This window comes from Streptomyces prasinopilosus (genome assembly GCF_001419695.1).
Taxonomy (GTDB): Bacteria; Actinomycetota; Actinomycetes; order Streptomycetales; family Streptomycetaceae; genus Streptomyces; species Streptomyces prasinopilosus.
Window position 1 is genome coordinate 1 of the sequence record NZ_LIRG01000183.1, and the last position, 13150, is coordinate 13150.

The 13150-nt window shown below is 71.4% G+C and carries 9 protein-coding genes; 3 read left to right on the forward strand and 6 right to left on the reverse strand.

The window, feature by feature from the left end; all coding sequences use genetic code 11:
- Positions 1-2069 (forward strand): DNA gyrase/topoisomerase IV subunit A (locus AOK18_RS09325; RefSeq protein ID WP_055693999.1); only part of this gene is annotated, 2069 nt, incomplete at its 5' end.
- Between the two features lie 102 nt (positions 2070-2171).
- Here the strand turns inward: AOK18_RS09325 and AOK18_RS09330 are convergent.
- Complete coding sequence (locus AOK18_RS09330; RefSeq protein WP_055693994.1) at positions 2172-3299, reverse strand: CobW family GTP-binding protein; 1128 nt, start codon at positions 3297-3299, stop codon at positions 2172-2174.
- Positions 3300-3869: 570 nt separating this feature from the next.
- Between AOK18_RS09330 and AOK18_RS09335 the strand changes: the two genes are divergently transcribed.
- Positions 3870-4808 (forward strand): sucrase ferredoxin, encoded by a 939-nt coding sequence (locus AOK18_RS09335; protein WP_055571938.1) that lies wholly within the window; start codon positions 3870-3872, stop codon positions 4806-4808.
- Positions 4809-4917: 109 nt separating this feature from the next.
- Here AOK18_RS09335 and AOK18_RS09340 read toward each other — a convergent pair whose 3' ends face one another.
- The 3 genes from AOK18_RS09340 to AOK18_RS09350 all read right to left on the reverse strand — a co-directional run bounded on the left by AOK18_RS09340 (position 4918) and on the right by AOK18_RS09350 (position 9376).
- Positions 4918-6510, reverse strand: coding sequence for a solute symporter family protein (locus AOK18_RS09340; protein WP_055693995.1), 1593 nt, complete (start codon positions 6508-6510; stop codon positions 4918-4920).
- Positions 6507-7139, reverse strand: a complete 633-nt coding sequence (locus tag AOK18_RS09345) for a DUF485 domain-containing protein (RefSeq protein WP_079104925.1) — start codon at positions 7137-7139, stop codon at positions 6507-6509. The genes AOK18_RS09340 and AOK18_RS09345 overlap by 4 nt, the downstream gene beginning before the upstream one ends.
- Positions 7140-7252: 113 nt before the next feature.
- The gene (locus AOK18_RS09350; protein ID WP_055693997.1) at positions 7253-9376 is read right to left on the reverse strand and encodes a DNA gyrase/topoisomerase IV subunit B; all 2124 of its coding nucleotides are present in this window, start codon (positions 9374-9376) and stop codon (positions 7253-7255) included.
- Between the two features lie 445 nt (positions 9377-9821).
- On the opposite strand from AOK18_RS09350, the gene AOK18_RS09355 reads away from it, so the two are divergent.
- Positions 9822-10052: a DUF7455 domain-containing protein gene (locus AOK18_RS09355; RefSeq protein ID WP_055571934.1), complete on the forward strand. Its 231-nt coding sequence runs from the start codon at positions 9822-9824 to the stop codon at positions 10050-10052.
- A gap of 224 nt (positions 10053-10276) precedes the next feature.
- Here AOK18_RS09355 and AOK18_RS09360 read toward each other — a convergent pair whose 3' ends face one another.
- Positions 10277-11131 (reverse strand): S1 family peptidase, encoded by an 855-nt coding sequence (locus tag AOK18_RS09360; protein ID WP_055693998.1) that lies wholly within the window; start codon positions 11129-11131, stop codon positions 10277-10279.
- A gap of 146 nt (positions 11132-11277) precedes the next feature.
- The gene (locus tag AOK18_RS09365) at positions 11278-12795 is read right to left on the reverse strand and encodes an RNA polymerase sigma factor (RefSeq protein WP_055694000.1); all 1518 of its coding nucleotides are present in this window, start codon (positions 12793-12795) and stop codon (positions 11278-11280) included.
- Positions 12796-13150 lie beyond the last annotated feature (355 nt).

Consider the following 13150-nt stretch of genomic DNA (forward strand, 5'->3'; position numbering starts at 1 on the left):
CGGCCATGCGGTACACCGAGAGCCGGATGACCGAGGCCACGAGCCTGATGACCGAGTCCATCGACGAGGACACGGTCGACTTCGCGCCCAACTACGACGGCCAGGAGCAGGAGCCGACGACCCTGCCCGCCGCGTTCCCGAACCTCCTGGTGAACGGCGCGTCGGGCATCGCGGTCGGCATGGCCACCAACATGCCCCCGCACAACCTCCGCGAGGTGATCGCGGCCGCCCGCCACCTGATCCGGTACCCCAACGCGGACCTCGACGCCCTGATGAAGCACGTCCCGGGCCCCGACCTGCCCACCGGCGGCAGGATCGTCGGCCTCCCGGGCATCCGGGACGCGTACGAGAAGGGCCGCGGAACCTTCAAGATCCGCGCGACGGTCACCGTGGAGGAGGTGTCCGCCCGCCGCAAAGGCCTGGTCATCACCGAGCTGCCGTTCTCGGTGGGCCCGGAGAAGGTGGTCGCCAAGATCAAGGACCTGGTCGGTTCGAAGAAGCTCCTGGGCATCGCCGACGTCAAGGACCTCACCGACCGCGCCCACGGTCTGCGCCTGGTCGTCGAGATCAAGAACGGCTTCGTGCCGGAGGCGGTCCTGGAGCAGCTGTACAAGCTGACCCCCATGGAGGAGTCCTTCGGCATCAACAACGTGGCCCTGGTGGACGGCCAGCCGCTCACCCTGGGCCTCAAGGAGCTGCTGGAGGTCTACCTCGACCACCGCTTCAACGTGGTCCGCCGCCGCTCCGAGTTCCGCCGCGGCAAGCGGCGCGACCGCCTGCACCTGGTCGAGGGCCTGCTCACGGCGCTGCTGGACATCGACGAGGTCATCCGCCTGATCCGCTCCAGCGACAACTCCGCTCAGGCCAAGCAGCGCCTGATGGAGCGGTTCTCGCTGAGCGAGATCCAGACCCAGTACATCCTGGACACCCCCCTGCGCCGCCTCACCCGGTTCGACCGCATCGAACTGGAGGCGGAGCGGGAGCGGCTGAACGCGGAGATCGAGGAGCTGACCCGCGTCCTGGAGTCGGACGCGGAGCTGCGCAAGCTGGTCTCCTCCGAACTGGCCGCGGTGGCCAAGAAGTTCGGCAACGACCGCCGTACGGTCCTGCTGGACGGGTCCGCCGCCCCGGTCGCCGCCGTGCCGCTCCAGGTGGCGGACGACCCGTGCCGGGTGCTGCTGTCCGACACGGGCCTGCTCGCCCGTACGGCGGACGCGAAGCCCTTCCCCAAGGGCGCGCACGCCAAGCGGGTCAAGCACGACATGATCGTCTCGGCGGTGCCGGCCACCGCCCGCGGCGAGGTGGGCGTGGTCACCTCGGCGGGGCGCCTGCTGCGGGTGAACGTCGTCGACCTCCCGCAGCTGCCGGAGTCGATGCCGACCCCGAACCTCTCGGGCGGGGTACCGGTCCCGGAGTTCGTCTCCCTGGAGGACGGCGAGCGGGTGATCTGCCTGACGACGCTCGACGAGTCGTCTCCGGGCCTCGCGCTCGGCACGGAACAGGGCGTCGTCAAGCGGGTGGTGCCCGACTACCCCTCCAACAAGGAGGAGCTGGAGGTCATCACCCTCAAGGAGGGCGACCGGATCGTCGGTGCCGTCGAACTGCGCACGGGCGAGGAGGACCTGGTCTTCATCACCGACGACGCGCAACTGCTGCGCTACCAGGCCTCGCAGGTCCGCCCGCAGGGGCGTCCCGCCGGCGGCATGGCGGGCATCAAGCTCGCCGGAGGTGCGAAGGTCATCACCTTCACGGCGGTCGATCCGGGGGCGGACGCGGTGGTGTTCACCGTCGCCGGCTCGCGCGGCACACTGGACGACTCCGTCCAGACGACGGCCAAGGTGACCCCGTTCGACCAGTTCCCGCGCAAGGGCCGGGCCACCGGTGGGGTGCGCTGCCAGCGGTTCCTCAAGGGCGAGGACTGCCTGTCCCTGGCCTGGGCCGGCCCCACCCCGGCCCGCGCCTCCCAGAAGAACGGGACGCCGGTCGACCTTCCGGAGCCCGACCCGCGCCGTGACGGCTCGGGGGTGTCGCTGCCGAAGACGGTGGCGGTGGTGGCGGGACCGGTCTAGGCCCCGCGCTCGGATCACGCCGAGGGCCGGGGCCGGGGCTTCGGGGTCCGCCCAGGCCCGGTCCGGCCCGGCCCGGCCGAAGGAACTCGGGCCCGCGGGGCCTCATGACCCCGCGGGCCCTCCCGAGTCCACGGCCTCCTCGGGCTCCCCGGGCTCCACGGCCTCCTCGGGCTCCCCGGCCTCCTCGGGCTCCGGTACGTAGCGCAGCACGCCCCACATGCCCTGCTCGTCGGCGTGTGCGGCGTCGAGGGTGCCACTGCCGCAGGCCTCCTCCAGTTCCTTGCGCAGGGCGGCGGCGTCGAGGCCGGTCCCGATGAGCACCAGCTGCGTCAGCCGCTCCGCACCGGCAGGCCAGGGCTCCGGGTAGAACCGCAGGAACCGCCCGACGGCGTGCACGGCGTACCGGTTCACGGTGTCGTAGGGCCCGAAGTCGACGTATCCCTTGATCCGGTAGAGCCCCTCGGGACGGCTGTCGAGGAACCTGATCAGCCGCCGCGGGTCGAGCGGCGTCGAGGAGGCGAAGGACAGGCTGTCGTACCGGGCGTGCAGATGGCCGGCGTGCTCGTCGGCGTCGGGTCCGTGCCGGTGCAGGTCGTCGAAGGAGAGCTGCCCGACGCGCTCTTCGGCCGGCCTGCGGTCGAAGAGGAACTCCGGATCGACACGGCCGTGCGTGGCGGGAACGACGGCGGCGCGCTCGACGAGCGACCGCACGAGACCGAGCACGCCCTCCGGGTCCGCCGCCCGGTCGACCTTGTTCACGACGACCAGGTCGGCGAGACGGAGGTGCCGGTCGATCCCGGGGTGCCGGGCCCGGGTCTCCTCGAATTCGGCGGCGTCCACGACCTCGACGAGTCCGCCGTACACGATCCGGGGGTGTTCGCTGGCGAGCACCATCCGCACGAGTTCCTGCGGCTCGGCGAGACCGCTGGCCTCGATGACGATGACGTCGATCCCGGCGGACGGCCGCGCCAGCCGTTCGAGGTAGACGTCGAGTTCGCTGCCGTCGACGGCGCAGCACAGGCAGCCGTTGCCGAGCGAGACGGTCGAGTCGCCGACGGCCCCGGCCACGGCCATGGCGTCGATCTCGATGGCCCCGAAGTCGTTGACGACGGCCCCGATACGGCTGCCGCCGCTGTGGTGGAGGAGGTGGTTGAGCAGGGTGGTCTTCCCGGATCCGAGAAAACCGGCCAGGACCACGACCGGAATCTGCCGACCGTTGCTCCGCTCCACCGCGCGACCCCTCTTCCATCCATGCGTACCCGGGCTCACGGCTCGGCGTGCGCCCGGGGACCGACCGACTCCCCAGGATACGAGCGGTGAGAACCGCGGTGAAGCGAACGGCGGTCGGCAGCGTCCGCAGGACGGACGTCGGGCGAGGCACCGGATGGCGCGGTCCTCGTTCCCCTCCGTGCGCCGCCTTTCCGCCTTCCCGCCGGGTCGGAGCCGCTCGACGCCCTGGGTGGCGGCGGGCACCGCCCCCGCTCGCCGGTCCCCCGCGGCCGGCCCGAACCCCGACGGCCGGCGGACGGCCGGCGTGACGACGTGCTCCCAGGTCCGGTCCCCGGCCGGCGGACGGCTCGCCGCGACGCGCCCGCCCCCACCTCACCGACGCGACCCGGTGGGCGCAACGCTCGCGCGCATTCACGTCCTGCCCGGCGGCACGAGCGGGCGAGGACACGGACGGGCGGAGCATCGAGCGGGCGGAGCACCGACGGCCGGGAACGCCGGGGCGGTTCGCGGAGAATTGAGCCAGGGGGCGTCACTCGGCGCTCAGGAGCAACTCAGGTTAGGCTCACCTCTGTGAGTACGTGCTCAACCGCCTCCCGCGAGCTCCACGAGCCCGTCGCGGGGACGGCGGCCACCGCGAGGACCTGGCTCCTGCTGGAACAACCCGGTCCGTGGGGTCCCAAGGCGCTCACGTCGAGCCACCTCGACCCGGCGCTGGGCCGGGCCCTGGAGGCCGCCGCCTCGGGCACCGGGGTGCGCATCGCCCTGATCAGGCGCCCCGGACGCCACGCGGACCGCCGGACGCCCGCCGAGCGCCGGGTGTACGCGGCCCACACCGTGCCCGGCGGCACGTGGCTGCACACCGCCACGACCACGGATCCGGAGCACCTGCTCGGCCTCGACTTCGCGGCCCTCGGCAGGGGACACGCCGACACCTTCGCCACGGCACTCGGCGGGCGGCCGCACGAGGGCGCCCCGCTCGCCCTCGTCTGCACCAACGGCAAGCGCGACCGCTGCTGCGCGCTCCTCGGCCGGCCCCTGGCGACCGAGCTGGCCGCCTCCGGCGTCGAAGGCGTCTGGGAGGTCACCCACCTGGGCGGGCACCGCTTCTCGCCCACGGTGCTCGTCCTCCCCCACGGCTACGCGTACGGCAGGGCCGAGGCCCGGGGCGTCGAGGAGGCGCTGCGCGGCGCGCGCGAGGGACGGATCCTGGTGGAGGGATGCCGCGGGAACTCCGCCTGGGAACGTCCCGGCCAGGCGGCCGAGCTGGCCGTGCGCACCGCGGTGGACGAGTACGCCGCCGGGACGCTGACCGTCGTACGGACGGACGGCGCGGCTCCGCGCTGGGACGTGCTCGTCGCACACGCCGACGGGCGCCGCTGGCGCGTGGAGGTGGCCCAGGGCTCGTCCCTGCCGCCCCGCGCGGAGAGCTGCGGGTCGGTGCTGGGCTCGCCCGCGCGGATGGACGTGGTGGCGATCCGCGAGGTGACCATGGCGGCCCTCGCGAGCTGACCGGAACACCGTTGCGCGGAGGCGGCCGCCCCGCGACTCACCTGCCCGGGGCCGGGCGGCCCGCCCTCTCCGGCCCCGGGCCCGCACGCCTCCCGTCGCACGGCTCCCGTCACACCGCCCCCGCGCCCGTCAGCGACCGCACCTCCGTCTCCGCGTGCTTGGCCTCGTCGGGGACCTCGGCCGAGGTGACCGTGCCGAGCCAGCCGGCGAGGAAGCCGAGCGGGATGGAGACCAGGCCGGGGTTCTGGAGCGGGAAGAGGTGGAAGTCGACGCCGGGGAACAGGGATTCCGGGCTGCCGGAGACCACCGGGGACAGCAGGACCAGCACCACGGCCGGGATCAGCCCGCCGTAGACCGCCCACACGGCTCCCCTGGTGGTGAATCCGCGCCAGAACAGGGAGTAGAGCAGCACGGGCAGGTTGGCGGAGGCGGCCACCGCGAAGGCCAGCCCGACGAGGAAGGCGACGTTGAGATCACGGGCCAGCAGACCGAGCCCGATCGCCAGCACGCCGATGCCGAGCGCGGCCACCCGGGCCACGGCCACCTCGCTGCGCGGCTTCCCGCCGCGGCGCCGCAGGGACGCGTACAGGTCGTGGGCGACGGACGCCGACGAGGCGAGCGTGATTCCGGCGACGACGGCGAGGATCGTGGCGAAGGCGACCGCGGCGACGACCGCGAACAGAACCGTTCCGCCGGTGGAGCCGGCGCCGCCGCCGAGGTCGAGCGCCAGCAGCGGGACCGCCGTGTTCCCGGCCGCGTTGGACCCGCGCACGGCGTCCGGTCCGACGACGGCCGCGGCACCGAATCCGAGCACGATCGTCATCAGGTAGAACCCGCCGATCAGCCCGATCGACCAGACGACCGAGCGCCGGGCCGCCCGCGCGGTCGGGACGGTGTAGAAACGGGACAGGATGTGCGGCAGTCCGGCCGTGCCCAGCACCAGTGCGAGCCCCAGGCTCATGAAGTCGAACCGGGACGTCCAGTCCCCGCCGTAGGCGAGCCCGGGGGCCAGGAACGCCTCCCCGTGGCCACTGCGTCCGGCCGCCGTGAGCAGCAGCCGGTTGAAGTCGCCGTGGAACCGCAGCAGGACGAGGACGGTCAGCACGACGGTGCCGCCGAGCAGCAGGACCGCCTTGACGATCTGGATCCAGGTGGTGGCCCGCATCCCGCCCATCGACACGTAGATCACCATGAGCGCCCCGACGCCGACGACGGTCCAGGCCTGGGCCGCCTCGCTCCGGCCGCCGAGCAGCAGGGCGACCAGGCTGCCCGCCCCCACCATCTGCGCCACCAGGTACAGCACGGACACGGCGACCGACGACGTCCCCGCGGCGATGCGGACGGGGCGTTCCCGCATGCGGGCCGCCACCACGTCGGCGAGGGTGAACCGGCCGCAGTTGCGCACCAGTTCCGCGACCAGGAACAGCACCACGAGCCAGGCCACCAGGAAGCCCACCGAGTACAGCATCCCGTCGTAACCGAAGAGGGCGATCAGTCCGGAGATGCCGAGGAAGGAGGCGGCGGACATGTAGTCGCCCGCGATGGCAAAACCATTCTCCATCGGTGAGAAGAGCCGGCCGCCGACGTAGAACTCCTCGGCCGAGCCCTGCCGTCGGCGGCCCGCCCAGGTGGTGATCCCCAGGGTGACCGCGACGAACGCGCCGAACAGCAGCAGTGCCGAAGCCTGGTGATCACCCGTCATGACCCGCCGCCCAGGCCGCGCGCCAACTCCTGTGTGTCCCAACGCAGTTCCAGAGCCGCCCGGTCCCTGCGCAGCCGCGCGTGCCGTGCGTAGGCCCAGGTGAGCAGGAACGTGGTCAGGAACTGGCCGAGTCCGGCGAGCAACCCCACGTTCACCGCGCCGGCCACCGGCCGCGCCATCAGGTCCGGCGCGGTGGTGGCGGTCACGACGTACGCCACGTACCAGGCGCAGAAGACGACGACCGCCGGGACCACGAACCTCCGGTAGCGGCTGCGCACTTCCTGGAACGCGGCGCTGCGCTGGACCTGGAGGTACACGTCCGCCGCCGGCACGGCGCCTTCCGGCCCGCGCGCCGCCGGTACGACCGCCACCCGTGCCGTCGGCGTCCGGACCGCCGCGGGGGCTCCGGTGCCACTGCCGACGCCCTCGCCCCAGCCCGAGGCGAGGGCGTCGTACCAGGGGTCGTCATGGCTCACGGCACCGGACGGCCCGCCGGGGAGCGGGAGACGAGCGCCGCCGGGCCGTCCCGTCGGACCGTCCCCGGGAGGCGCGGAGCGTCTTTCGGTGTCTCCGGCGGGACTCTCGGGGCCGCCTCCGCTCGGGTGGGGGCGGTCATCGCTTCGCTGCATGCCCAAGGATGGGCAGAACGGCGTGATCCCCGGCCTTTCTTCCCGCGCCGCTTCACTCCATCAGGTGACCTCGGGTGACCTCGGGAACCGCCCCGCGGCCGGCCGCGGGGCGGTCAGGCGTCGATGCGCGACCGGTCCAGTGTCGCCGCCGAGCTGGAGATGAACTCCTTGCGCGGAGCGACGTCATTGCCCATGAGCAGGTCGAAGACCTGCTCGGCGGCCTCCAGGTCGGTGAGGTTGATCCGGCGCAGGGTGCGGTGGCGCGGGTCCATGGTGGTCTCGGCCAGCTGGTCGGCGTCCATCTCGCCGAGGCCCTTGTAGCGCTGGATCGAGTCCTTGTAGCGGATGCCCTTGGTCTGGAAGTCCATCAGCTTGTCGCGCAGCTCGCGGTCCGAGTACGTGTACACGTACTTGTCCTGGCCCTTCTTGGGCTGGACCAGCTCGATGCGGTGCAGCGGCGGCACCGCGGCGAACACCCGGCCGGACTCGACCATGGGCCGCATGTAGCGGTGGAACAGCGTCAGGAGCAGGGTGCGGATGTGGGAACCGTCCACATCGGCGTCGGTCATCATGATGATCTTGCCGTAACGGGCCGCGTCGATGTCGAACGTCCGGCCGGATCCGGCCCCTATGACCTGGATGATCGCCCCGCACTCCGCGTTCTTCAGCATGTCCGTCACGGACGACTTCTGCACGTTGAGGATCTTGCCCCGGATCGGCAGCAGCGCCTGGAACTCGGAGTTCCGCGCGAGCTTCGCCGTACCGAGCGCGGAGTCCCCCTCGACGATGAACAGCTCGCTGCGCCCGACGTCGTCACTGCGGCAGTCGGCCAGCTTGGCGGGCAGCGAGGAGGACTCCAGGGCCGTCTTGCGGCGCTGGGCGTCCTTGTGCTGACGTGCGGCGATGCGGGTCCGGGCCGCGGCGACCGCCTTCTCCAGGACGACCCGGGCCTGCTGGGCGGCGTCGCGCTTGGTGGAGGTCAGGAAGGCCTTGAGCTCCCGGGAGATCACGGTGTTCACGATGCGGCGGGCCGCCGAGGTGCCGAGGACCTCCTTGGTCTGCCCCTCGAACTGCGGCTCGGCCAGGCGGACGGTGACGACCGCCGTGAGGCCCTCCAGGGCGTCGTCCTTGACGACGTCGTCCTCGGCCACGCGCAGCATCTTCTTCGTGCGCAGCACCTCGTTCACCGTCTTGGCGACGGCCTGCTCGAAGCCGGCGACGTGGGTGCCTCCCTTGGGGGTGGCGATGATGTTGACGAAGGACCGGAGCGTCGTGTCGTACCCGGTGCCCCAGCGCATCGCGACGTCGACGCCGAGCTCGCGGGTCACCTCGGTGGGGGTCATCTGGCCGTACTCGTCCAGGACCGGCACCGTCTCCTTGAAGGTGCCCTGGCCCGTGAAGCGGAGGGTGTCGCAGACGGCCCTGTCGGTGGCCAGGAACTCGCAGAACTCGCTGATGCCGCCGTCGAAGCGGAAGGACTCCTCGCCCTTGCTGCCGCCGTCGCCGAGCCCGAACTCGTCACGGACGACGATGGTCAGGCCGGGCACCAGGAAGGCGGTCTGGCGGGCGCGCTGGTGCAGGGTCTCCAGGGACAGCTTGGCGTCCTTGAGGAAGATCTGGCGGTCGGCCCAGTAGCGCACCCGCGTGCCGCTGCGGGTCTTCGGGATCTTCTTGGCCTTGCGCAGCCCGCTGCCGGCCTCGAACTTCGCGTCCGGGCCCAGGGCGGCGAAGGCACCGGGGACACCGCGGCGGAAGCTGATCGCGTGGGTGTGCCCGCCGCGGTCCACCTCGACGTCCAGCCGCGCGGAGAGCGCGTTGACGACGGACGCGCCGACGCCGTGCAGTCCACCGGAGGCGGCGTACGAACCGCCGCCGAACTTGCCGCCGGCGTGCAGCTTGGTCATGACGACCTCGACACCGGAGAGGCCGGTCTTGGGCTCCACGTCGACCGGGATGCCGCGGCCGTTGTCCCGGACCTCCACCGAGCCGTCGTCGTGGAGGATCACGTCGATGCGGTCGCAGTGGCCCCCGAGGGCCTCGTCCACCGAGTTGTCGATGATCTCCCAGAGGCAGTGCAGCAGACCGCGGCTGTCGGTCGACCCGATGTACATTCCGGGGCGCTTGCGCACGGCCTCGAGCCCCTCGAGGACGAGCAGGTGCCGCGCGGTGTAGTTGGAACCGTCCCGGTCAGCTCCTGCCAGCAGCGCTGTGGACGGCACGGACGTCTCGGCGGTCACGCGGTTCGCTCCTCGCTGAATTTCGGATGGGGCCCTCACGGTCAAGGGCGCGGCGCTTGTCACCGGTGAGAGGGTACCGAGGCCTGGTAGAGCCGCTGTCACGCCACCCTCGTCTGAAACCTAGACTAGTCGAGAGTCGTATACCTGTTCGATCCCTCGATGGAGTGAAGCACACATCACGTTCCCTTCCAGGCATGAACCATTTAGGCTCCGGGCACGTCCTCAAGAACAAACCGGCAACCCAGCCGGGAGGGCCGACCACCACCGATCCGACGCGAATCCGTACGACGACACAGACACGCGATACGGCACATTCGCCGCCAACCGGCGACATCCGGCCACCTCGGAAAGATTTTTTCGAGAAGCAGCCACGAGCGGGAACGTTTTGGGCCTGGTTGGATGTTGACCCTGGTACGACAGCTCGTCGAGCTAGAGAAGAGGCGACGTGACTACTGTTCTGACCCCCGCGAGCCCCCTGACGGCCGCCGATCGCTGCGACCGCTGCGGCGCCCAGGCATACCTGCGCGTCGTCCTGCTGAGCGGCGGAGAACTGCTCTTCTGCGCCCACCACGGCCGCAAGTTCGAGCCGGAACTCAAGAAGATCGCCGCCGAGATACAGGACGAGAGCGAACGGCTGACCTCCCCGTCGGCCCCTGCCGTCGAGGAAGAGCGCTGATCTTGAGGACGCGCTGACAGACGCGCCGACGTCTCAGGTACGACGACGAGCCAGACCGGCACAGGCCGGCGGGAGGGGCGGCTGCCTCCATGCGGAGACAGCCGCCCTTTTCTCGTGCGCTCTTCCTCGCGCCCCGGCCTCCCCCTCGGCACTGGGCCTTTCCTCGGACCCCGGGAACCGCCCGGCGGTCCCCGAAGGCCTGCCCGGGGCCCGGCGGGCCGCCTTCAGGCGCCGTCGGGCGCCTGTCCGGCCCGACCCTCGTCCAGCGTCCGCACGACCTCGGACACCCGCGTGTAGACCCCGGGACTGTCCGCCCAGCCGCATCCGCTGCCCCAGGACACCAGGCCGATCAGCCGCCCCTCGGCCACCAGCGGTCCACCGCTGTCGCCCTGGCAGGCGTCCGGCCCGCCGGCCTCCTCGCCGGCGCACAGCATGGTCCCGGCGTGGTACGCGCCCTCGCCGCCGCCCGGGTAGGCCTCCGCGCACAGGGTGTCGCGCAGCACGCGCACCCGCGCCGCGTGCAGGCTTCCGGCGTAGGTCCCCGACCCCGTGGTGTCCCCCCAGCCGTAGACGGTCGCGGGGGTGCCGGCCCGGTACCCGGGATCGTCCGCGCCGGCCATGCCGATCACCGCCCCGGAGGGCAGCGGTGCGGCCAGGGTGAGCACGGCGAAGTCCCCGGAGTTGCTGAGCGGGTCGTAGCCCGGGTTCACCCAGGTCTCGCGCACCTCTATCTCCTCCCCCTCGTCCGACAGCAGGTCCGTACGGCCGGAGATCACCCTGAGGTCGGGCACGCGCTCCGGCGGCGCTCCCAGCACCTCCTCGTTCATGCAGTGGGCGGCGGTGAGCACCGTGGTCCGGCCGACGGCCACGCCCCCGCAGAACTGTCCCGCCCGGGTACCCCCGAACCGGTCACGGCTGGACAGCGCCACGGTCCACGGGCTCTGGGCCACGTCGACCGGGAACCCTCCGACGACGATGCGGTCCGCGACCGCCGGACCTGCCGCTGCCAGCGGTATCGCGGTCGTGGCGGCGGCGATGACCAGTGGCCGGGCCAGGACCCGGGCTAGGCGACGACGCATGCGCTCTCCTCACGCTGGGGCGTTGGTTGAACACCCAGGGTGGTTCACGCCGTCGCGCCCCGCACCCGCGGAGCAGCGCCGAGGCCCGGCCCCTTCGAAGGGGCCGGGCCTCGGTTCGGTCGTGCGGGACCGCTGCGCTCGCCGTCCTAGTCGAGGTAGTCGCGCAGGACCTGGGAGCGCGACGGGTGACGCAGCTTCGACATGGTCTTGGACTCGATCTGGCGGATGCGCTCGCGCGTGACCCCGTACACCTTGCCGATCTCGTCGAGGGTCTTCGGCTGACCGTCGGTGAGACCGAAACGCATGGAGACGACGCCCGCCTCGCGCTCGGAGAGGGTGTCCAGGACGGAGTGCAGCTGCTCCTGCAGGAGCGTGAAGCTGACCGCGTCGGCCGGGACGACGGCTTCGGAGTCCTCGATGAGGTCACCGAACTCGCTGTCGCCGTCCTCGCCCAGCGGGGTGTGCAGGGAGATGGGCTCACGGCCGTACTTCTGGACCTCGATGACCTTCTCCGGGGTCATGTCGAGTTCCTTGGCCAGTTCCTCCGGGGTGGGCTCGCGGCCCAGGTCCTGGAGCATCTGGCGCTGCACGCGCGCGAGCTTGTTGATGACCTCGACCATGTGCACCGGGATGCGGATGGTGCGGGCCTGGTCGGCCATCGCGCGGGTGATCGCCTGGCGGATCCACCAGGTGGCGTAGGTGGAGAACTTGTAGCCCTTGGTGTAGTCGAACTTCTCCACCGCGCGGATCAGACCGAGGTTGCCCTCCTGGATGAGGTCCAGGAACAGCATGCCGCGGCCGGTGTAGCGCTTGGCCAGGGAGACCACCAGGCGGAGGTTGGCCTCCAGGAGGTGGTTCTTGGCCCGGCGGCCGTCCTCGGCGATGATCTCCAGCTCGCGCTTGAGCTTCGGCGCCAGCTTGTCGGAGTTCGCCAGCTTGTCCTCGGCGAACAGGCCCGCCTCGATGCGCTTGGCGAGTTCGACCTCCTGCTCGGCGTTGAGCAGGGGCACCTTGCCGATCTGCTTGAGGTAGTCCTTGACCGGGTCGGCGGTGGCACCGGCGGCGGCGACCTGCTGGGCGGGCGCGTCGTCCTCATCCTCGTCGGAGAGGACGAAACCGGCGGCCTCGGTGCCCTCCGGCTCGTCCGTCGCCTTGGCCTCCTCGACGGTCTCCTCGTCGGTGACCTCGGCGTCGTCCTTCTTGGCCGCGGTCTTCTTGGCGGCCGTCTTCTTCACCGCCGTCTTCTTGGCGGTCGCCTTCTTCGCGGTGGTCTTCTTGGCAGCCGCCTTCTTGGCGGGTGCCTCCTCCTCGGCGGCGTCGGGCGCGGCCGGCGCCGCGGCGGCGGCCTTCCGGGTGGTCGTCGTCTTCGCCGCGACCGTCCTGGTCGCGGTGCGCTTGGCGGGACTCTTCGCTGCGACGCTCTTCCGTGTGCGCTTGGGCTCCGCGGCACTGACCATCAGCGTCACACCCTCTTCCTCGAGGATCTGATTGAGGCTGCGCAGTACGTTCTTCCACTGAGTGGCCGGAATCTGGTCAGCTTCGAAGGCCCGACGCACGTCGTCGCCGGCGATCTGCCCCTCAGCCTTTCCCCGCTCGATGAGCGCCATGACAGAGACGGATTCGGCGATCTCCGGCGGGAGCGTACGGGATGTGCTGGCCGACACGAACAACCTCTCGGGACGTTGAGAAAACGGCTTCCGGCCCCGTCCACGACGGACAGGAGCCGACCGCCGGCTTGGGGATGGGCCGGCGATGCGGGCGGGGGCCGGGGAGTTGCACAGCGCCGTGAACGGCGTCCGTATTCCCTCCGCGACTGTCACCTCTTAGGTCATCGCGTTCTTTCCAGGAGCGTTACGTCCTCCCTGCGTGGCCCGAGTCACACCCCGTAAGTGTCCACAATCGATCAGATTGTGACAAACAAGGTCACTCGGGGGTGACAGCGCCACTATGCCTGACCTTACGGCCCCTTCATCACTGTAGGACCCCGCGGGATCAAAGGTGATCCCGCGGGGTCCTACA